Genomic DNA, 19652 nt, shown 5'->3' with positions numbered 1-19652 from the left:
ATCTGGAACGCTCGGTCAAGTTACTTCGTGCGCACCGGATAGACCGCCACCGCGACCCCGTCGTCGTCCAGGCACCGGCCCGTCTCCAGGTCGAAACGCTGCTTCAGGAGCGGCGAGGCCACGAACGGCCGCCCGCCCGCCGAGCCGACGAGCCCCCGGGACAGCACCTGCGCCCCCGTGAACGGATCGCGGTTGTCGATCGCGTACGTCCGGCCCGAGCGGTCCCGGAAGACCGCCACCTGCCGGCCGTCCGGCAGCAGCGCCGCCACGCCCCGGCCGGGCGTCAGCCGGGCCTCCTCGCAGACCGCCATCCAGGAATCGCCGGACAGGTCGGGAGACAGGGAGAGTTCGAGCGTCCCCGCCGTTTCGAGCGTCGTCGTCATCGGGAAGTGGCCCCTTCCAGGTTTCCGATCGTGAGGATCGTGAGGTCCGGCTTGATCTGGTCGCGCTCCGGCACGAACCGGACCGACGGGTCCGGCGCCCCCGGCGCGTTCACGAAGGAGACGAAGCGCCGCAGCCGCTCCGGGTCGTCCAGGGTCTCCGCCCACTCGTCCCGGTAGCCGGCGACGTGCGCGGCCATCAGCGCCTCCAGCTCGTCGCAGAGCCCGAGCGAGTCGTGCACCACCACGTCCTTGAGGTGGTCGAGCCCGCCCTCCAGGCGCTCCAGCCAGGTCGACGTCCGCTCCAGGCGGTCCGCCGTCCGGATGTAGAACATCAGGAACCGGTCGATGAGCCGCACCAGTTCGGCGTCCGAGAGGTCCTGCGCCAGCAGGTCCGCGTGGCGCGGGGTCGCGCCGCCGTTCCCGCCGACGTACAGGTTCCAGCCGTTGGCCGTCGCGATGATCCCGAAGTCCTTCGACTGGGCCTCCGCGCACTCGCGGGCACAGCCCGAGACCGCCGACTTCAGCTTGTGCGGGGCGCGCAGGCCCCGGTAGCGCAGCTCAAGGCGGATCGCCATCTTCACGGAGTCCTGGACGCCGTAGCGGCACCAGGTCTGCCCGACGCAGGACTTCACCGTGCGCAGCGCCTTGCCGTACGCGTGCCCCGACTCGAAGCCGGCGTCGACCAACCGGGTCCAGATCGAGGGCAGCTGGTCCACCCGGGCGCCGAAGAGGTCGATCCGCTGACCGCCGGTGATCTTCGTGTAGAGCCCGAAGTCGCGGGCCACCTCGCCGATCACGATCAGCTTGTCCGGGGTGATCTCGCCGCCGGGGATGCGCGGCACCACCGAATAGGAGCCGTTGCGCTGCATGTTGGCGAGGAAGTGGTCGTTGGTGTCCTGGAGGGAGGCCTGCTCGCCGTCCAGGATGTAGCCGCCGATGCCGAGTGTCGGGGCTAGGCTGGCCAGGATGGAGCCGACGGTCGGCTTGCAGACCTCGCAGCCCTCACCGCCCCGCGCCTCCTCGCGGCCGTGCGAGTCGAGCAGCGCGGCGAAGGAGGTCAGCCGCAGGGTGCGGGCGATCTCGTACAGCTCGCTCCGGGTGTACGAGAAGCAGCCGCAGAGCCCCTTGTCGGTGGCGGCCGGCAGCAGCTTCTCGATCGTCTTCACACAACTGCCGCAGCCCGTACCGGCCTTGGTGCACTTCTTCACCTCGGGGAGGCTCGTGCACTGGCCGATCGCGTGCTTCGTCACGTTGTGGCAGGAGCAGATCACGGCGTCGTCCGGCAGCGCGGACGGGCCGAGCGCGACCGGGGCGCCCGCGCCCGCCGGGAGCACCAGCTGCTCGGGGGAGACCGGCGGCACGGAACCCGTGAGCGGGCGCAGCAGCCCGTACTGCTCGGCGTCGCCGACCAGGACACCGCCGAGCAGCACCCCGTCGCCGGAGATCACCAGCTTCTTGTAGACGCCCGAGCGGGAGTCGGAGTACACGACGTCGAGGCAGCCCTCGGCCGTGCCGTGCGCGTCGCCGAACGAGGCCACGTCCACGCCGAGCAGCTTCAGCTTGGTCGACATGTCGGCCCCGGTGAAGCCGTCGACCGTCTCCTCGGCGATCGCCGCCGCCGCCGTCTGCGCCATCTCGTAGCCCGGCGCGACCAGGCCGTAGACCCGGCCGTCCGAGGCCAGCGCGCACTCGCCGATCGCGAAGACCGCCGGGTCGGAGGTCCGGCACAGCTCGTCCACGGCGATGCCGCCGCGCTCGCCGACGTCCAGACCGCAGTCCCGGCCCAGCTGGTCCCGGGGGCGCACACCCGCCGAGAACACGACCATGTCCGTGGCCAGTTCGGAACCGTCCGACAGCTTCATGCCCGTCACGGCGCCGTCCGCCGTCACGACCTCCTGCGTGCCCGTCCCCGTGTGGACGGTCAGGCCCATCCGCTCGATCGTCCGCAGCAGGGCCGTGCCGCCGCCCTCGTCGACCTGCACCGGCATCAGACGCGGCGCGAACTCCACGACGTGCGTGTCCAGACCGAGGCCCTTGAGCGCGCCCGCCGCCTCCAGGCCGAGCAGACCGCCGCCGACGACCGCGCCGGTCGTCGCCGTCTTCGCGTACTCCTCGATCGCGAGGAGGTCCTCGATCGTGCGGTAGACGAAACAGCCCGTGGCGTCCTTGCCGGGGACGGGCGGCACGAAGGGGTACGAGCCGGTGGCGAGGACGAGCGTGTCGTACGCGACGACCCGCCCGGAGCGGGCGGTCACCGTCCGGGCCGCGCGGTCGATCGTCTCGGCCGGATCGTTCGTGTACAGCTCGATGCCGTGCTTCTCCATGAAGCCGTCCTCGACCATCGACAGGTCGTCGGGCGTCTTCCCGGAGAAGTACGAGGTCAGCTGGACGCGGTCGTAGGCAGGGCGCGGCTCCTCGCAGAGGACCACGACCCTGGCCCGCTCGGTGACGCCACGGTCGGCGAGCGCCTCCAGGAACCGCTGGCCGACCATTCCGTGGCCGACCAGGACGATGGTGGGGGTGGTCATCAGGAGCCTCCGTCGTGGGTGAGCAGGTGGAGCAGGGGGGCCTCGTCGGGCAGGGCCTCGTCGCCCTCCCAGGCCCTTGCGAGTGCGCCGACGGCGGCGAGGTCGCCGAGGAGGACGCCGCCGACGAGGCGGTCGCCGCGGACGACGACCTTGCGGTAGGCGGCGCGGGTGGCATCGGTGAGCTGGACGACGTCGTCGCCGGGCTGGGGAGTCGTCTCGCCGAACGCGGCGAGGTCGAGGGGCTCGGGGCCGCCGAGGGTGAGACGGGTGAGGGCGCGGGTGCCGGTGTAGCGCGCTGTGGGCGCGGCTTCCGCCGCTGTGGGCGCCGCTTCGGCCGCCGCGGTGGGCGCAGCTTCCGCTGCTGTGGGCATGCGTTCCGCCGGGGCGATGGGGGTCCCCCCTGCTCGAGCGAAGCCGAGAGCTTGGGGGAGGGTGGGCACAGCGGACGGCACCTTTGCGGGTGCCTCCGCCTCCTGTGCCTGGACCCGCACCGGATGCGCGGCGTCCTTGGGGTGCCGGTCGGTGCGGAAGCTGAGCGCGCCGCCAAGGGCGCCGTCCCGTGTGCCCACCCGTCCCGCCCTGCGGGACGATTGCCCACACGGCGGGCGGGCGCCGTCCCGTGCGGGTGCGGGTGCGGGGTCAAGCGCGCCGTCCCGTGTGCGCGTGGGCGCGGGGGTGGAGGTTTCCGCCAGGAGCACCTCCGCCAGGACGTCCGCCTGTTCCAGGGCCGGGCCCGCCAGGCCGTACACGTGGCCGCCGTGCTCCGCGCAGTCGCCGATCGCGTGGATGTACGGGTCCGAGGTACGGAGGGCGTCGTCGACCACGATGCCCCTCGCGACCTCCAGGCCCGCCTCCCTCGCCAGGGCCACCCGGGGCCGGACCCCGCACGCCAGGACCACGACCTGTGCGTCGAGGACGAAGCCGTCGGCGAGTTCGACCGCCGTCACCGTCCCGTCCCGCTGCCGCAGGCCGCTGACCCGGCATTCGGTGTGCACCTCGACCCCGAGGGCCTCGACGTGCTCCCGGAGCAGTGCCGAGGCCTGCTCGTCGAGCTGGCGCTCCATCAGGCGCTCGCCCTGCTGCGCCAGGACGACCTCGGCGCCGAGCGCCGCGAGGGCCCGCGCGGCCGAGACGCCGAGGAGCCCGCCGCCGATGACCACGGCCCGTACCCCGGGCCGTACGACGGCGCGCAGCTCCAGGCAGTCGTCGAGGGTGCGGAAGGGGTGGACCCCGGACGGGAGGGCCGCCCCACGCGCTCCGCGCAGCGGCGGGAGGACCGGGTTGGAGCCCGTGGCCAGGACCAGCCGGTCGTACGGGACGAGCGAGCCGTCCGCGCAGGCGACCGTCCGGGCCGCGCGGTCGATGCGTACCGCCCGCACCCCGAGCCGTACCGGCTCCCGGGTCCCGGGCAGGGCGATGACCTCGGGGGCGTACCGTCCGGCGAGGACGTCGGCGAGGAGCACCCTGTTGTACGGGGCGTGCGGTTCCTCGCCGAGGAGGGTGACGGGCAGGCGCTGGGCGAGCCGGGCGCCCGCCGTTCCGCCCCCGACCACCACGATCCGTGTACTCATACCGGAAGGGTGCGGGGCCGGTGTTACCCGTCGGCATCCCGACTGTTTCCCGTACGGAACGCTGATCTCCGTCCGTCGGGCCGGGCGCTGTGAGGCCCGCCGGATTAACGCCCGGTCAGTCTCGGCTCAAGCGCGCCTTAAGGACGCCGTTCCCGTATACGGGCCGCCCTAGGGTGCCGGACGTGACCATCGAGGCCAGCCACCCCCCGTCCCACGTACCTCTGCCCACGGCCCTGCGCCTGCCTCCCGAGCGGCTGCGGAACGCGATCGCCGCCGGCGCCGGGGCCGTGGCCCTGCTGTGGGGCGTGCAGGCCAGGCCCTCCGCCCGCCTCGACGCGTTCTTCGCGACCGGCGCCCACCTCACCGGCCTCCTCGCCGGGTACGGCGTCCTCGTCCTGCTCCTGCTGATGGCCCGCGTCCCGGCCGTCGAGCACGGCGTCGGCGCCGACCGGCTCGCCCGCTGGCACGCGCTCGGCGGCCGGTACGTCCTCGGTCTGATCGGCGCCCACGCCCTCCTCGCCCTGTGCGGTTACGCCGTGCACACCCGTACCGATCTCGTCACCGCCACCGGGGACCTCCTCGCGTACGGGGCGATCGCCGCCGCCACCGCCGGCACCGGCCTCCTCGTCGCCGTCGGCGTCACCTCCGCCCGGGCCGTCCGCCGCCGCATCCGGCACGAGACCTGGCGGGCGGTCCACCTCGGCGCCCTGCTCGCCGCCGCGCTCGGCTTCGTCCACCAGCTCGCCGGACCCGACCTCGCCGGCGGTCTCCTCACCCGCTGGCTCTGGTCGATGGCGCACGGCACCGTCGCCGTCCTCCTCGTCTGGTACCGGTTCGTCGTCCCCGTCCGCGCCGCCCTCCGCCACGAGCTGCGGGTCGCCGAGGTCCGCGACGAGGGCCCCGGGGTGGTGTCGGTCCTCGTCCGCGGCAGGGGAGTGGCGCTGCTGCGCGCCGAGCCCGGCCAGTTCTTCCGCTGGCGGTTCCTGCGGCGCGGGCTCTGGGCGACCGCCCTGCCGTTCTCGCTCTCCGCGCCGGTCCGCGACGACACCCTGCGGATCACCGTGAAGGCGCTCGGCGACCACACACGGCGCATCCGCCGGCTCCGCCCCGGCACCCGTGTCCTCGCCTCCGGACCCTTCGGCGCGCTCACCGCCCACCGCCGCACCCGCCGCAAGGTCCTGCTGCTCGCCGGCGGGGTCGGCATCACCCCGCTCCGCGCCCTGTTCGAGACCCTGCCCGGCGGGCCCGGTGACGTGACCCTCCTCTACCGGGCCTCGGACGAGGCGGGGCTCGTGCTGCGCGCCGAGCTGGAGACCATCGCCCGCGCACGGCAGGCCGCCCTGCACTTCCTGCTCGGGCCCTCGGACGGCGCCTTCGACCCCCTCGCGCCCCGCGCGTTGCGCCACCTCGTGCCCGAACTCGCCACCCACGACGTGTACCTGTGCGGACCGCCCGCGATGGCCCGCGCCGCGACCGCCTCCCTGCTCAGGGCCGGGGTGCCGGCCTCCCGTATCCACAGCGAGGACTTCGACCATGCCGCCTAGACACCGAGCACCGCGCCCCACCGAGCTCGCCCGGCGCCGGCTCGCCGCCGCGCTCCTCGGCGCCGGGGCGCTCGCCGCGACCCTGCTCACCGCCGTCGTCACCCCGGCGGCCCCGCCCGCCCCCGACCGGGAGCCGGGCGCCGCAAGCTCAGACGTAGCTCAACGATCAGCGGATTGATGGACGGGGCAACGATCTCCTCCCTAGGCTCACGGCCATGCCCGACATCACGCTGACAACCCTGGTCCTGCTCTGCCTCGCCGCGCTCGTGGCCGGCTGGATCGACGCCGTGGTGGGCGGTGGCGGGCTGCTCCTGCTGCCCGCCCTGCTGCTCGGGCTGCCCCACGTCCCGGCCGCGCAGATCCTCGGCACCAACAAGGCCGTCGCCATCGTCGGCACCACCGGGGCGGCCGTCACCTACGTCCGCAAGGCGCCCGTGCGGGTGTGGACGGCGGTACGGATCGGGCTCGCGGCCCTCGCCGGCTCCATGAGCGGCGCGTTCTTCGCGGCCGGGATCAGCAGCGACGTCCTGCGCCCGGTGATCATGGTGGTGCTGCTCGCGGTCGCCGCCTTCGTGATGCTGCGGCCCTCCTTCGGCGCGAAGACCGAGGGGGAGGAGCGGGCGCCGCTGACCCGGGCGCGGATCATGACCGCGATCGTGGTCGTCGGCGGCGGGATCGGCTTCTACGACGGTCTGTTCGGGCCGGGCACGGGCACCTTCCTGGTCCTCGCGCTGACCGCCGTGCTCCACCTGGACCTGGTGACCGCGTCCGCCACCGCGAAGATCGTGAACGTCTGCACCAACGCGGGCGCGCTCGCGATGTTCGCGTACCAGGGCAGTGTGTACTGGCAGCTCGCGGGCGTCATGGCCGTCTTCAACCTGGTCGGCGGGACGGTCGGGGCGCGGATGGCGCTGAGCAAGGGCGCCGAGTTCGTCCGCGGGGTGCTGCTCGTCGTGGTGCTCTCGCTGGTCGCGAAGCTGGCCTTCGACCAGTGGGCGTGAGGGGTCCTACCTGACCCCGATGAGGTGGCCGAAGGCGACCACGTTCCCCTGGTAGCCGTTCTTCTTCGAGAAGCCGCCGCCGCAGGTGATCACCCGGATCTCGGCCCGGTCGGCCTCCGCGTACACCTTCTTGTCCGGGAAGTTCTTGTTGTCGTAGACCTCGATCGCGTCGACCGTGAAGACGGCGGTCCTCCCGTCCTCCCGGTCCACCTCGATCCGGTGGCCCTTCCTGAGCGCGCCCAGGGTGTAGAAGACGGCGGGCCCTTCCGCGTTGTCGACGTGGCCGGCGACGATCGCGGTGCCCTTGGCACCGGGCGTGGTGCCGTCCCCGTACCAGCCGGCCATGTTCCGGTCGGCGGCCGGCGGCACGGCGAGCGCGCCGTTCTCCGCGAGGCCGAGCCGCATCATCGGGGTGTCCACGTCGGTCTCGGGGATCCGCAGCCGGACCGGCGCGGAGGGCGGCAGCGGGTCGGCGGCGGCGTCGGTGTGCACGCTCGGCCCGGCGGCGAAGGCCTGCGCGGCCGACGGCACGGGCGGGGTGACGTTCTCCGAGCCGTTCTGGACGAGCCAGAGTCCGGCGCAGGCGGCCACGGCTATGACCCAGCCCTTGGTCCTGTTGCTCACCTGGGTTCCCTGATTCCCTCGGTCGCTTCGTGGATGTGGCCCTGCCCCCGCCGGGCCGTGTTCGGGCGCGCGGCGGGGGCAGGACGGGCGGTGGTCTCAGTGGCCCTGCGCGCCGCTCGCCCGGCGACGCAGGAGCACGACCCCGCCGACGGCAGCCGCGGCCAGCACCGCCACGCCTGCCGTGACCTGGGCGGTGTCGGGGCCGACACTGCCCCCGACACCGGTCTGGACGTGGCCGCTGGGACTCCGGTGCTTGACCCACAGGTCGCCCCGGGCGGTCTTGCCGTTGTCGCAGGCCACGCTGATCCAGTAGGAGCCGGACTTGACGTGCTCCGGCACCTTGAACTGTCCGACCACGACCTCCTTGTGCGTGCTCGGGTTCAGTTGGAACTCGCCCGCGCCGAGCGAGTTCGCGTCCCCGACGCCGTGGCCGTGCTTGCCACAGGCGAGCGTGTTCACGGTGACGGTCTCGCCCGGGGACGCGGACGACGGGAAGATCTCCAGCGACTCGTGCTTCCCGCTGTTCCCGCTCGACTCGTGGCTCTCGCTGTTCCATTCCTGGTTGTCGTTCGCGTACGCCGCGGGGGCGCCGAACGCCCCTATCGCGAGGACCGCCAGCGCGGTACCGGTGAACAGGCGGGCAGTGGTGCGCATGGGGTCCTCCGGGGCGCGCGAGCGGTCATGCCGGCTGGTCCTGCCGGGAGGGACATCCCGGAGCCGGACCTTCTGAGACCGAGATAAGAGCCGCGCTGCCCGCCCCGCCTGCTGATGGGGCATCAGGATTGGTCCGTTCGATACGGTGTGTCGGCTGGATTCCCGACCTTTTCGCAGGTCAGGGCTGGTCGCGGGGTGCCGGCTGACGGGCCGTGCCGAACGGGTGAGCACCGGAGGGGACCCGGGGCTACCCGATCCCCGTCAGCCCGCCGATCGCCGCCACGGCCCACTCCTGCGCCCCCGCCGCCGTCCCGGCCGCGACCCCCGTCGCGACCGGCGCGAGGGCGCCCCGCAGGGTGGTGAGCGCGCGGCGCAGTCGGCCCGGCTCGACGGGCTCGGGCCCGGTGATCTCCGCCAGGACCTCCTCGGCCGCCTCCTGGGTGCCTTGGCGGTCCGGCTCGGCGAGGCCGGCCCGGGGGAGCTCCCGGAGGAGTTCGTTCACCCGCTCGGCGAGCGTCTCGTACCCCGGTGCGACCGTGCTGTTGCTCTGCTGGTTCTGCGTGACGGTCTCGTTGTTCCAGGCGAACTGGGAGTGCGAGACGCCATGGTTGAAGACCGGTCCGTCGCTGCGCGGGGTGTTCTGCTGGTCGCTCATCGGGAGGAATCGTCTCCTTCGGTTTGCTGGTTCTGGGTGACGTGGTCGTTGTTCCAGGCGAACTGGGCGCCGTGGACGTCCCTGTGGAACACCGGACCGATCTGGTTGACGACCGTCGGGGGCTGGTCGACCGTGCGGATGGTCCTGCGGACGACCGGCAGTGTTGTGCGCAGCGAGACGAACTCGACGCGGCTGTTGTGCAGGACGGCGGCTCCGCCCGTCCCGTTCACGGAGCAGTCCACCAGGCGGCCGGAGCTCTGGTCGGCGAAGGCGACGCCCGCGCTCGCGCAGTCGGTGAACTCACTGTTCGCCACGTCCAGGTAGCCGGACTCGCTCCCGGCCAGGCCGGTTCCCTCGGAGCCGTTCACGGTGAGGTTCCTCGCGGAGAGCCTCCCCTTGCCGGCCGCAACGGCCCCGCCGATGCTCACGGCGGTTACGGTGCTGTCCTGCACGAGCACCCGTGCCTCCTCGCCCGCGAAGAAGCCCACCGCCCCGCGCTCCGCCGTCACGCCCTTGAGCGTGACCCTCGACTCGCCGAGCGCGGTCACCGCGGTCTCGAAGTCACGCAACACCACGTCGGAGAGGTCGGCCGTCGTGCCGCCGTCACCCTTGGTGTCCAGGCCCAGCGTGCAACGGTCCACCCGGACGCCCTCGAACACGGCTCCGGACTCGTTCCAGACCCGCAGCGCGGAGTTCGCCAGGTCCTGGATCCGGACGCGCGTGAAGTGTCCCCTCGCCCCCTCGGTGACGGCGATGCCGACGTTCCCTCCCGCGACGCGACAGCCGTGCACCTCCGGCGCGCCGCCCTTGGTCGAGAACACCGAGACGTTCCTCGCGTTCAGGACCTCGCAGTCCTCGAAGCGGCCCCTGGCCCCGCTCTGGACGTTGATGCCGGTGTCCCGGCAGTCGGTGAGGACGCAGCCGCGCACCAGGGGGTCCGCCCCGTTCGCGGCGGCGATCCCGTGCTGGGCGTCCGTGACGCGCGTGGTGTCGACGGAGCCCCGGGACTGCTCGGTGAACATGATCCCCTCCGCGTGCACGGCGGTGATCGCGCAGTCCGCGACGGTGAGGTGAGCCCGGGCGTCCGCCATGAGCGCCGCGTTTCCGGTGCCGGTCAGCTCGCAGCCGAGGACCTCGGCCTGTGCGTCGCTGACCCGCACGCCGTGGATCCGGCTGCCCTCGATCCGGCTGCCCCGGACCGAGACGCGGGCCCCGTCGATGACGGCGACGGCGTTGTCCGCGGCATCGGTGAACCGGCACCGCTCGACGAGCCCCGCGCCGCCGGAGAAGAGCGTCCGGCCGTGCGCGACCACACTGTCCCGCAGGGTGACGGAGGTGCCCGGCCGGGCGTGCAGCGCGACGCCGCCGTGGGCCCGGATCTCCGTGTGCTCCAGCGTCAGCGTCCCGGTGTGGCAGCCGACGACGTCCGCCTCGCGGCCGACCAGGACGAGCCCGTGGACCTGGACCGTTCCGAACGCGTCCAGGGCCGCGCCCCGGGTCCGGCCGACCAGGACGGAGCCCGGGCCCTCGGCCGCGACCAGCCGCACCTCGCCCCGGACGGTGAGCGCCTCCTCGTACCGCCCGGGCGCGATCTCGATCAGGGCCGCCCGGCCCCGTGCGGCCGCCGCGCGGAGCGCCGACGCGATGTCGCGGTGGGCCCGGCGGCCCCCGCGCGGCGAGACGACGTACCTCGCGACCATCTCGGTGATCCCCCCGTCCCGCTAGCCCTGGAGCCTGTCCCGCTCCACGGAGTCGTACGCCGAGTACACCCGCCCCATCAGCTCCTCGTCCACCGCGAACGCCGTCTCGTCGATCGCCGTCACGGGCGCGATCGTCCGGGAGTTGGTCACGAACGCGGCCCGGAAGCCCGGGAGATCGGCCAGCGTGACCGGGCGCCGGACCGAGGGCAGCCGCGGCTCCAGGAGGGCCATGGTGATGCCGGCGAGGCAGGGCGCCGACGGCCAGACCACCGAAGTGCCGTCCCAGAAGGCGATGTTGGTGACCGCGCCCTCGGCCACCTCGCCGTACGGGGAGGTCAGCAGGGCCTCGTCGAAGCCCGCCCGGCGGGCCGCCTCGCCGTGGAAGCGCTGCCCGAAGCCGCCCAGGTGCTTGATGTGCGGCGCGGGCCGCCAGTAGTCGACGGTCGTCAGGCGCTGCGGGGCGCCGGGGCCGTCGGGGGCCGGGTCGGCGACGGTCACCGCGGTGCGGACGCCCGGGTACACGTACACCCGGACCGAGGCGTCTCGCCGCCCGGCGTTCGCGAGGGCGCCGGTGACGAGCCCGCGCACCCGCTCGCCGTCCAGCTTCCGGTCGAAGAGCTCGCGGGTCGAGCGGTCGAGCCGGTCGAGGTGGAGTGCGAGGCCCCGCACGCGCCCGTCCCGTACCTGCATCGCCGTGAAGTGCCCGTAGCCGCTCATGAGGGCCGCGAGGAGCTCCGGATCGGCCGCCGGGGTTCCGTCGATCTCGATGTGCGGGGGAGGTGTCGTCATGCCTTCACCGTACGGCGCCCGTACGGCACTTGGCCTCTGCCGGGTTCTCCTCCGGGCCGCGCGCGGCCTCGATCGCGGGTCCCGGCGGACCGTGCGCGGCCCCGATCGCGGGTCCCGGCGGACCGTGCGCGGCTTCGATCGCGGGTCCCGGCGGATCGTGCGCGGCTTCGATCGCGGGTCCCCGTGGGCCGCACTTGACCTCAACCAAACTTGAGGTATCACGATCCTCGGCATGCTGTTCCGACTGCTCGTCCCCCGCCTCCGGCCGTACCGGACCCTCCTCGTCCTCCTCGTCGCCCTCCAGCTCGTCCAGACCCTCGCCTCCCTCGCCCTGCCCACCCTCAACGCCGGCGTCATCGACCACGGCGTCCTGCGCGGCGACACCGGCCGCGTCCTCTCCGGCGGCGCCGCGATGATCGCGGTCACCCTCCTCCAGGCCGCCGCGGCCGCCGCCGCCACCTACACCGGCGCCAAGGTCGCCATGGGCGCCGCCCGCGACCTGCGCTCCGAGGTCTTCCGCCGGGTCCAGGACTTCTCCGCCCGCGAGCGCGGCCGTTTCGGCGCCGCCTCCCTCATCACCCGCACCACCAACGACGTCCAGCAGATCCAGACCTTCACCGTCCTCGTCCTCACCATGCTGGTCGCCGCCCCGCTGCTCTGCGCCGGCGGACTCGTCATGGCCCTGCGCCAGGACGTGCCGCTCGCGCTCGTCCTGTTCGCCTTCGTGCCCGTGATGACCGGCGCCGTCGGCACCGTCGTGCTGCGCATGCGGCCCCTCTTCCGCGGCATGCAGGAGCGCGTCGACCGGGCCAACCGCGTGCTGCGCGAACAGATCACGGGCGTCCGGGTCGTCCGCGCCTTCGTCCGCGACCGCCACGAGCGGGAACGATTCGCCGAGGCCAACGACGAACTCCTCACCGTCGGCCTCAAGGCCGGCCGGCTCCAGGCCCTCATGTTCCCGACGGTCCTGATCGTCTGGCAGCTCACGACCGTCGCCCTCGTGTACGTCGGCGCCCACCGCATCGACGCCGGCGCCCTCCAGCCGGGCGGCCTCGTCGCCTTCCTCGGCTACCTCCTCCAGACCTCCATGTCCGTGATGATGGTCCTCTTCCTGCTCATGCACATGCCGCGCGCCGAAGCCGGCGCCGAGCGCGTCCGCGAGGTCCTCGACACCCGCTCCTCCGTCACCCCGCCCGCCCACCCCGTCCGGGCCCTCCCGGGCACCGGCCGCCTCGACCTCGACGGCGTCGGCTTCCGCTACCCGGGTGCCGAGGAGTCCGTCCTCCACGACATCGGGCTCGTCGCCCGCCCCGGCGAGACCACCGCCGTCGTCGGCTCCACCGGCAGCGGCAAGTCGACCCTCCTCGGGCTCGTGCCCCGGCTCTTCGACGCCACCGACGGCGAGGTCCTCGTCGACGGCGTCGACGTCCGGCAGGTCGACCCGGAACTGATGGCACGGACCGTCGGACTCGTCCCCCAGAAGCCGTACCTCTTCTCCGGCACGGTGGCGACGAACCTCCGCTACGGCCGACCCGACGCCACCGACGAGGAGCTCTGGCACGCCCTGGAGGTCGCCCAGGCCGCCGACTTCGTCCGCGCGCTCGACGACGGCCTCGACGCCCCCGTCTCCCAGGGCGGCACCAACTTCTCCGGCGGCCAGCGCCAGCGCCTCGCCATCGCCCGCGTGCTCGTCGCCCGCCCCCGCGTCTACCTCTTCGACGACTCCTTCTCCGCCCTCGACCCCCGCACCGACGCCCGGCTCCGCGGCGCCCTGCGCGAGGAGACCGCCGACGCGACCGTCGTCATCGTCGCCCAGCGCGTCTCCACCATCCGGCACGCCGACCGGATCGTCGTCCTCGACCACGGCCGCACCGTCGGCACCGGCACCCACACGTCCCTCATGCGGGACAACCCCACCTACCGGGAGATCGTCCTCTCCCAGCTCACCGAGGAGGAAGCCGCATGAGCACGGCGACCGTCACCCCGCGCCCCGAGCCCCGCGAAGACCCCCGCCCGCACCGCCCCCCCCCCCCCCCCAGCGCGGTCCCGGCCTCGCCCCCCCTCCCTCGAACGCTCCCTCTCCTTCCGCTCCTCCGGCCTCCGCCTCCTGCGCACCCTCGCCCCCGACCGGGCCCTCCTCCTCGCCGTCCTCGCCGCGGGCACCGCCGCCGTCTCCCTCTCCGTCCTCGGCCCCCTCCTCCTCGGCCGCGCCACCGACCTCGTCATCACCGGGGCGAGCGGGACCACCGGCGTCGACTTCGCCGCCGTCGGCCGGATCCTCGCCCTCTCCGTCGCCGTCGTCACCGGCTCCTCCGCCCTCACCTGGGTCCAGCTCCGGATCGCCACCACCGTCGTCCAGCGCGCCGGACACCGCCTCCGCGAACGGGCCCAGCACAAACTCGCCAGGCTGCCCCTCACCTACCTCGACGGACAGCCCCGCGGCGAGGTCCTCTCCCGCACCACCAACGACATCGACAACATCACCCAGACCCTCCAGCAGGCCTTCAGCCAGATGACGCGCGCCCTGCTCACGCTGGCCGGGGTCCTCGTGATGATGTTCTGGATCTCCCCGGTCCTCGCCCTCGTCGCCCTCGCCACCGTGCCCGTCTCGGTCGCCGTCGCGACCTTCGTCGGCAAGCGCGCCCAGCCGCAGTTCGTGAAGCAGTGGGCCGTCACCGGCCGGCTCGGCAGCCACGTCGAGGAGATGATCACCGGCCACACCGAGGTCGTCGCCTTCGGCCGCCGCGCCGAGGCCGTGCGCCGCTTCGACGAGCTCGGCGAGGAGCTCTACCGGGCGAGCTTCCGCGCCCAGTTCGTCTCCGGCTTCATCCAGCCCGCCCTGACCCTCGTCGGCAACCTCAACTACGTCGTCGTCGCCGTCGTCGGCGGACTGCGGGTGGCGAGCGGGACGCTGACCGTCGGCGACGTGCAGGCCTTCATCCAGTACTCGTACGACTTCAACGGCCCCATCAACCAGGTCGCCGCCATGGCCAACCTCCTCCAGTCCGGAGTGGCCTCCGCCGAGCGGGTCTTCGACCTCCTCGACGCCGAGGAGGAGTCCCCGGAACCGGCCGAGCCGAAGAAGCCCGCCGCACTCCGCGGCCGGGTCTCCTTCGAGAAGGTCGCCTTCCGCTACGAGGACGGCAGGCCGCTCATCGAGGACCTGTCGCTCACCGTCGAACCCGGCCGGACCGTCGCCATCGTCGGCCCCACCGGCGCCGGCAAGACGACCCTGGTCAACCTCCTCATGCGCTTCCACGAGGTCACCGGCGGCCGGATCACCCTCGACGGCGTCGACACCGCCGCCATGACCCGCGAGGAGCTGCGCTCCGCCACCGGCATGGTCCTCCAGGATACCTGGCTCTTCGGCGGCACCATCGCCGACAACATCGCCTACGGAGTCCCCGGAGAGGTCTCCCGCGAGCGGATCGTCGCCGCCGCGAAGGCCGCCCACGCCGACCGCTTCGTCCGCACCCTGCCCGACGGCTACGACACCGTCCTCGACGAGGACGGCGGCGGCCTCAGCGCCGGCGAGAAGCAGCTGGTCACCCTCGCCCGCGCCTTCCTCTCCGACCCGGTGATCCTCGTCCTCGACGAGGCCACCAGCTCCGTCGACACCCGCACCGAACGCCTCGTCCAGCAGGCCATGACCTCCCTGCGGGCCGGCCGCACCAGCTTCGTCGTCGCCCACCGGCTCTCCACCATCCGCGACGCCGACACCATCCTGGTCATGGACAGGGGCGCGATCGCCGAGCAGGGCACCCACGAGGAACTCCTCGCCACCGGAGGCGCCTACGCCCGGCTGCACGCCGCCCAGTTCGCCCGTACGGTGGAGACGTGATCGTCACCGTCCGCACCACCACCGACGCCCGCGCCAAGGCCGACGCCCTGGCGCGCGGCGCCGTCGAGGCCCGCCTCGTCGCCTGCGCGCAGATCTCGGGACCCGTCACCTCCGTCTACCACTGGCACGGAGCCATCGAGACCGCCGAGGAGTGGGAGGTGGTGTTCAAGACCACCGAGGCCCGCTACCAGGCCCTGGAGGCCCACCTCCTCGCCGCCCACGACTACGAGACGCCCGAGATCCTCGCCACCCGGGTGACCCGGGTCAGCGAGGGGTACGCCCGGTGGGTCGAGCGGGAGACCGCCGGAGCCGCGGAGATCGAGACCCCGGCCCCCGACGAGCGGCCGTTCTTCGTGTACGGGACGCTGCGCCCGGGCGCGTACAACCACGACCGGTTCCTCGCCGGCCGGATCGGCACCGAGGCGGACGCCGTGCTGCACGGGGCCGTCCTGCACGACGGACCGGGCTATCCGTACGTCGTCCCGGCCGCCGAGGGCCGGGTCGTCGGCACCCTGCTCACGCCCTCCTCCGGCGACTACAGCGACCTGTTCGGCCTGCTCGACCGCCTGGAGCTGCCCGTCGGCTACGAGCGGGTGGCGATGGACGTCGTACGGGTACGGGACGGGGCGCGGGTCTCCGCCTGGGTGTTCCTGGCGGCGCCGGACGCGCCCCTGGGCCCGGTCATCGAGAGCGGCGACTGGTTCATGCGCCCGTAGCCTCCACGGGTTCGAGCCGCACCGCGCACACCTTGAACTCGGGCATCCGCGAGACCGGGTCGAGGGCCGGGTTCACCAGGGTGTTCGCCCGCCCCTCCCCGTACCAGTGGAACGGCATGAAGACCGTGTCCGGCCGGATCGACGCGGTGATACGGGCCGGGGCGACGGCCCGCCCGCGCCGCGAGACCACCGCGATCCGCTCGCCCTCGGCGACCCCGAGCCGTTCGGCGAGCCGCGGGTGCAGCTCCACGAAGGGGCCGGGCGCGGCGGCGTTCAGCTCCTCGACCCGCCGGGTCTGCGCCCCCGACTGGTACTGGGACACCACCCGGCCGGTCGTCAGGACCACCGGGTAGTCGGCGTCCGTCTCCTCGGCCGCCGCCCGGTGCACCACCGGCACGAACCGGGCGCGCCCGTCGGCCGTCGCGAACCGGTCCAGGAACAGCCGGGGCGTCCCCGCGTGCCCGGGCTCGGGGCAGGGCCAGAAGACGCCCCGCTCCTCCTCGATCCGCCGGTAGCTGATGCCCGCGTAGTCGGCGGGGCCGCCCGCCGAGGCGCGGCGCAGCTCCTCGAAGACCTCCTCCGGATCGGTCGGGAAGCCCTTCTCCCAGCCGAGCAGCCCGGCGAGCCCGTGCAGCACCTCCAGGTCGCTGCGGACGCCGTCGGGCGCGGTGAGGGCGCGTCGGCGGAGCAGCACCCGGCCCTCCAGGTTGGTCATCGTCCCCGTCTCCTCCGCCCACTGGGTCACGGGCAGGACGACGTCGGCGAGTTCGGCGGTCTCGGAGAGCACCACGTCGGCGACGGCGAGGAAGTCGAGCGACCGGAGGCGTCCCTCGACGTGCGCGGCGCGCGGCGCGGAGACCACCGGGTTGGAGCCCATGAGGAGCAGCGCCTTCACCTCGCCGCCGAGCGCGTCGAGGAGTTCGTACGCACTCCGCCCGGGTCCCGGCAGCGACTCCGGCGCGACGCCCCACACCCCGGCGACGTGCGCGCGGGCGGCCGGGTCGTCGAGCTTGCGGTAGCCGGGCAGCTGGTCGGCCTTCTGGCCGTGCTCGCGGCCGCCCTGGCCGTTGCCCTGGCCGGTGAGGCAGCCGTAGCCGCTGAGCGGCCGGCCGGCCCGCCCGGTGGCGAGGCAGAGGTTGATCCAGGCGCCGACGGTGTCGGTGCCCTTGGACTGCTGTTCGGGTCCGCGGGCGGTCAGGACCATGCCGCTGTCGGCGTCGCAGAACATCGCGACGGTCTCGCGGAGCTGCGGCACGGGGATGCCCGTGATCCGCTCGACCTGCTCGGGCCAGTGGGACATGGCCCCGGCGCGGGCGGCCTCCCAGCCGTCGGTGCGCTCGGCGACGAACTCCTCGTCCACCCGCCCCTCGGCGACCACCAGGTGCAGCAGGCCGAGGGCGAGCGCGAGATCCGTCCCGGGGCGGGGTGCGAGGTGCAGATCGGCCTGCTCGGCGGTGCGGGTGCGGCGCGGGTCGACGACGATCAGCTTCCCGCCGTTCTCCTTCAGCTCCGTGAGGTAGCGCAGGGCGGGCGGCATGGTCTCGGCGAGGTTGGAGCCGACGAGGATGACGCAGCCGGTCCTCGGGATGTCCTCCAGGGGGAAGGGGAGCCCTCGGTCGAGCCCGAACGCCCGCTGGTGCGCGGCCGCGGCGGAGGACATGCAGAAGCGTCCGTTGTAGTCGATCTGCGAGGTGGCGAGGACGAGCCGGGCGAACTTGCCGAGCGTGTACGCCTTCTCGTTGGTGAGGCCGCCGCCGCCGAAGACCCCCACGGCATCGGGACCGTGGTCGGCGCGGGTCCGGCGCAGCCCGTCGGCGACGGCGGCGAGTGCCTCCTCCCAGGACGCGGGCTCCAGGGCCCCCGTGTCAGGGCGTCGGACCAGGGGCTCGGTGAGCCTGACCCGGGAGGAGAGTACGGAGGGGGCGGTGCGGCCCTTGCCGCACAGGGCGCCCCGGTTGACGGGGAAGTCGGTCCGCTCGACCACCTCGGCGGGCAGCTCCGGGGTGCCGGTGGGGCGGAGCGACATGCCGCACTGCAGGGCGCAGTAGGGGCAGTGGGTGGGCACGGTGGCGGCGTCGGGCATGCCGCCAGGATGCGTCCGGCGTGTTACGCGGGGCGGCGCGGCGTATTACGGGCGCGGTGCCATGCCCTCCGCGGGGCGGGCGGTGTCGGGTGAGGCCAGCGCCTTGGCGATGCCCTCCTCGCGCGGTCCGAGGAAGTGCGGGTCGGGGCGGAGCCCGGCGTCGAGGGCGGCCTTGCCGGCGGCGAAGAGCTCGCGGGTGGTGCCGTAGTACCAGGTGCGGTCGTGGGGTTCGGGGACGCCGACCCCGTACGAGTCGACCCCGGCGCGGTCGCACAGCGCGACGGCCCGCTTGATGTGGAAGTCCTGGGTGACGAGGACGGCCCGGTCGACGCCGAAGACCTTCCGGGCGCGGACGCAGGAGTCCCAGGTGTCGAAGCCCGCGTAGTCGCTGACGATCCGGCCGTCCGGCACCCCGCGCGCGGTGAGGTACGCGCGCATGGCGCTCGGCTCGTCGTACGCGGTCCGGCTGTTGTCGCCGGTGACGAGGAGGACCCGGACCCTGCCCGTGCGGTACAGCTCGGCGGCGGTGTCGAGACGGTGCGCGAGGTACGGGGTGGGGCGGCCCTTCCAGAGGCCGGCGCCGAAGACGACGGCGACGTCCCGGGCGGGCACGTCGGCGGTGGTACGGATCTTCCCGGCGGCGGCGGTCTGCATCCAGGTGGCCGGGGCGAGGGCGAGGACGGCGCCCAACATCACGGCCTGGACGGTACGGCGGCGGGCCCGGGTGGTGCGGGGGATCGACCGGGTGAGCCGTGCCGGCATGCGGAAACCTCCGGTGAGCGGGGAACTGGTGTCACCCGGTCCGACGCGCGTCGGCGGCGTTCGGTTCACCGGAAGCCCGGCCTGTTCCGTACAACACACCCGCGAGGCCCATCCCGAGGAGCATGCCGAGCAGTTGCGCGGCGGCGAAGGCGGGGACGGAGGCGGGGGCGATGCCGGTGAAGGAGTCGGAGAAGGCACGGCCGACGGTGGCGGCCGGGTTGGCGAAGGAGCCGGAGGAGGTGAACCAGATCGCCGCCGCGATGTACCCCGCGACGGCGACCGGGGCGAGCCCGGGGCGGCAGATGTGCCGCAGCCCCCGCACGACGAGGACGAGGCCCGCGGTGGCGACGGCCTCCCCGAGCAGCAGATGGAGCGCCGAGCGGGGCTCGGTGGCCCAGGAGCCGGGCGTCCGCCCGAACATGGCCTCGGCGAGCAGGGCGCCGGAGACGGCCCCGGCGAGCTGGGCGCCGATGTAGGCGAGGGCTTCCCGCCCCCTGGTCTCGTCCCGCCGGGACCACCACTCGGAGAGGGTCACGACGGGGTTGAAGTGGGCGCCGGAGAGCGGGCCGATGAGGGCGATGAGCAGGCCGAGGCCGAGGGCGGAGGCGGCGGCGTTGGCGAGCAGCCGGACGCCGATGTCCTGGCTGAGGGAGTCGGCGCGGATGCCGGAGCCGACGACGACGGCGACGAGGGAGGCGGTGCCGATGAACTCGGCGGCGGCGCGCCGGGGGAGCGCGGGCGGGGACATTCTCATGGTGGAAAAGATATTCCGTGATTCGGAATGAAAAAAGGGGGGAGGGG

The 19652-nt window shown here is 73.7% G+C and carries 16 protein-coding genes and 1 pseudogene; 6 read left to right on the top strand and 11 right to left on the bottom strand.

All coding sequences use genetic code 11. From position 1 onward, the window contains the following. Nucleotides 1–20 precede the first annotated feature (20 nt). From nirD to AB5J54_RS13290, 3 genes are read right to left on the bottom strand one after another with little or no spacing between them, the layout of a single operon-like run. Entirely contained in the window at nucleotides 21–383 is a 363-nt protein-coding gene (gene nirD / locus AB5J54_RS13300; RefSeq protein WP_369144134.1) for a nitrite reductase small subunit NirD, read from the bottom strand. Further along, nucleotides 380–2911: a nitrite reductase large subunit NirB gene (gene nirB, locus AB5J54_RS13295; protein ID WP_369144133.1), complete on the bottom strand. Its 2532-nt coding sequence runs from the start codon at nucleotides 2909–2911 to the stop codon at nucleotides 380–382. The genes nirD and nirB overlap by 4 nt, the downstream gene beginning before the upstream one ends. Next, nucleotides 2911–4482 (bottom strand): NAD(P)/FAD-dependent oxidoreductase, encoded by a 1572-nt coding sequence (locus AB5J54_RS13290; RefSeq protein ID WP_369144132.1) that lies wholly within the window; start codon nucleotides 4480–4482, stop codon nucleotides 2911–2913. Before AB5J54_RS13290 ends, nirB begins: the two co-directional genes overlap by 1 nt. Nucleotides 4483–4664: 182 nt before the next feature. On the opposite strand from AB5J54_RS13290, the gene AB5J54_RS13285 reads away from it, so the two are divergent. Genes AB5J54_RS13285 through AB5J54_RS13275 form a run of 3 tightly spaced genes read left to right on the top strand, consistent with a single transcriptional unit; the run spans nucleotide 4665 to nucleotide 7027 of the window. After that, entirely contained in the window at nucleotides 4665–6026 is a 1362-nt protein-coding gene (locus AB5J54_RS13285) for a ferric reductase-like transmembrane domain-containing protein (protein ID WP_369144131.1), read from the top strand. After that, the gene (locus AB5J54_RS13280) at nucleotides 6016–6204 is read left to right on the top strand and encodes a hypothetical protein (RefSeq protein WP_369144130.1); all 189 of its coding nucleotides are present in this window, start codon (nucleotides 6016–6018) and stop codon (nucleotides 6202–6204) included. Before AB5J54_RS13285 ends, AB5J54_RS13280 begins: the two co-directional genes overlap by 11 nt. 37 nt (nucleotides 6205–6241) lie before the next feature. Continuing rightward, nucleotides 6242–7027 (top strand): sulfite exporter TauE/SafE family protein, encoded by a 786-nt coding sequence (locus AB5J54_RS13275; RefSeq protein WP_369144129.1) that lies wholly within the window; start codon nucleotides 6242–6244, stop codon nucleotides 7025–7027. Between the two features lie 6 nt (nucleotides 7028–7033). Here the strand turns inward: AB5J54_RS13275 and AB5J54_RS13270 are convergent, their stop codons facing one another. From AB5J54_RS13270 to AB5J54_RS13250, 5 genes are all read right to left on the bottom strand, one after another. Continuing rightward, on the bottom strand, nucleotides 7034–7651 hold the full coding sequence (locus AB5J54_RS13270; protein ID WP_369144128.1) for a class F sortase: 618 nt from the start codon (nucleotides 7649–7651) through the stop codon (nucleotides 7034–7036). A 96-nt stretch (nucleotides 7652–7747) separates the two neighbouring features. Continuing rightward, entirely contained in the window at nucleotides 7748–8305 is a 558-nt protein-coding gene (locus AB5J54_RS13265) for a hypothetical protein (RefSeq protein ID WP_369144127.1), read from the bottom strand. Nucleotides 8306–8552: 247 nt separating this feature from the next. Beyond that, a complete protein-coding gene (locus AB5J54_RS13260; RefSeq protein WP_369144126.1) occupies nucleotides 8553–8960 on the bottom strand; it encodes a hypothetical protein in 408 nt (135 codons plus the stop codon). Beyond that, complete coding sequence (locus tag AB5J54_RS13255) at nucleotides 8957–10660, bottom strand: right-handed parallel beta-helix repeat-containing protein (RefSeq protein ID WP_369144125.1); 1704 nt, start codon at nucleotides 10658–10660, stop codon at nucleotides 8957–8959. The genes AB5J54_RS13260 and AB5J54_RS13255 overlap by 4 nt, the downstream gene beginning before the upstream one ends. A 21-nt stretch (nucleotides 10661–10681) precedes the next feature. Next, complete coding sequence (locus AB5J54_RS13250; RefSeq protein WP_369144124.1) at nucleotides 10682–11449, bottom strand: aminotransferase class IV; 768 nt, start codon at nucleotides 11447–11449, stop codon at nucleotides 10682–10684. Between the two features lie 232 nt (nucleotides 11450–11681). On the opposite strand from AB5J54_RS13250, the gene AB5J54_RS13245 reads away from it, so the two are divergent. From AB5J54_RS13245 to cutA, 3 genes and pseudogenes are all read left to right on the top strand, one after another. Continuing rightward, nucleotides 11682–13415, top strand: coding sequence for an ABC transporter ATP-binding protein (locus tag AB5J54_RS13245; RefSeq protein ID WP_369144123.1), 1734 nt, complete (start codon nucleotides 11682–11684; stop codon nucleotides 13413–13415). 93 nt (nucleotides 13416–13508) lie between these two features. Beyond that, nucleotides 13509–15290, top strand: a pseudogene (locus AB5J54_RS13240) (ABC transporter ATP-binding protein); the annotation flags it as partial. Next, entirely contained in the window at nucleotides 15287–16006 is a 720-nt protein-coding gene (gene cutA, locus AB5J54_RS13235) for a divalent cation tolerance protein CutA (protein ID WP_369144122.1), read from the top strand. The pseudogene AB5J54_RS13240 and the gene cutA, both read left to right, overlap by 4 nt. Here the strand turns inward: cutA and AB5J54_RS13230 are convergent. From AB5J54_RS13230 to AB5J54_RS13220, 3 genes are read right to left on the bottom strand one after another with little or no spacing between them, the layout of a single operon-like run. Then, nucleotides 15993–18089, bottom strand: a complete 2097-nt coding sequence (locus tag AB5J54_RS13230) for a molybdopterin oxidoreductase family protein (RefSeq protein ID WP_369144121.1) — start codon at nucleotides 18087–18089, stop codon at nucleotides 15993–15995. The two genes, cutA and AB5J54_RS13230, sit on opposite strands and share 14 nt — an antisense overlap. Before the next feature lie 45 nt (nucleotides 18090–18134). Then, nucleotides 18135–18851, bottom strand: coding sequence for a vancomycin high temperature exclusion protein (locus AB5J54_RS13225; RefSeq protein ID WP_369144120.1), 717 nt, complete (start codon nucleotides 18849–18851; stop codon nucleotides 18135–18137). A 31-nt stretch (nucleotides 18852–18882) separates the two neighbouring features. After that, nucleotides 18883–19605 (bottom strand): aquaporin, encoded by a 723-nt coding sequence (locus AB5J54_RS13220; RefSeq protein ID WP_369144119.1) that lies wholly within the window; start codon nucleotides 19603–19605, stop codon nucleotides 18883–18885. Nucleotides 19606–19652 lie beyond the last annotated feature (47 nt).

The organism is Streptomyces sp. R44 (assembly GCF_041053105.1).
Taxonomy (GTDB): Bacteria; Actinomycetota; Actinomycetes; order Streptomycetales; family Streptomycetaceae; genus Streptomyces.
This window is presented reverse-complemented; position numbering and strand designations above follow the sequence as displayed.

Bases quoted from the DNA above. Each gene is read 5' to 3' on its own strand.
- nirD (WP_369144134.1), bottom strand. From the start codon at position 383: ATGACGACGACGCTCGAAACGGCGGGGACGCTCGAACTCTCCCTGTCT.
- nirB (WP_369144133.1), bottom strand. From the start codon at position 2,911: ATGACCACCCCCACCATCGTCCTGGTCGGCCACGGAATGGTCGGCCAG.
- AB5J54_RS13290 (WP_369144132.1), bottom strand. From the start codon at position 4,482: ATGAGTACACGGATCGTGGTGGTCGGGGGCGGAACGGCGGGCGCCCGG.
- AB5J54_RS13280 (WP_369144130.1), top strand. From the start codon at position 6,016: ATGCCGCCTAGACACCGAGCACCGCGCCCCACCGAGCTCGCCCGGCGC.
- AB5J54_RS13275 (WP_369144129.1), top strand. From the start codon at position 6,242: ATGCCCGACATCACGCTGACAACCCTGGTCCTGCTCTGCCTCGCCGCG.
- AB5J54_RS13265 (WP_369144127.1), bottom strand. From the start codon at position 8,305: ATGCGCACCACTGCCCGCCTGTTCACCGGTACCGCGCTGGCGGTCCTC.
- AB5J54_RS13260 (WP_369144126.1), bottom strand. From the start codon at position 8,960: ATGAGCGACCAGCAGAACACCCCGCGCAGCGACGGACCGGTCTTCAAC.
- AB5J54_RS13255 (WP_369144125.1), bottom strand. From the start codon at position 10,660: ATGGTCGCGAGGTACGTCGTCTCGCCGCGCGGGGGCCGCCGGGCCCAC.
- AB5J54_RS13250 (WP_369144124.1), bottom strand. From the start codon at position 11,449: ATGACGACACCTCCCCCGCACATCGAGATCGACGGAACCCCGGCGGCC.
- AB5J54_RS13245 (WP_369144123.1), top strand. From the start codon at position 11,682: ATGCTGTTCCGACTGCTCGTCCCCCGCCTCCGGCCGTACCGGACCCTC.
- AB5J54_RS13230 (WP_369144121.1), bottom strand. From the start codon at position 18,089: ATGCCCGACGCCGCCACCGTGCCCACCCACTGCCCCTACTGCGCCCTG.
- AB5J54_RS13225 (WP_369144120.1), bottom strand. From the start codon at position 18,851: ATGCCGGCACGGCTCACCCGGTCGATCCCCCGCACCACCCGGGCCCGC.
- AB5J54_RS13220 (WP_369144119.1), bottom strand. From the start codon at position 19,605: ATGAGAATGTCCCCGCCCGCGCTCCCCCGGCGCGCCGCCGCCGAGTTC.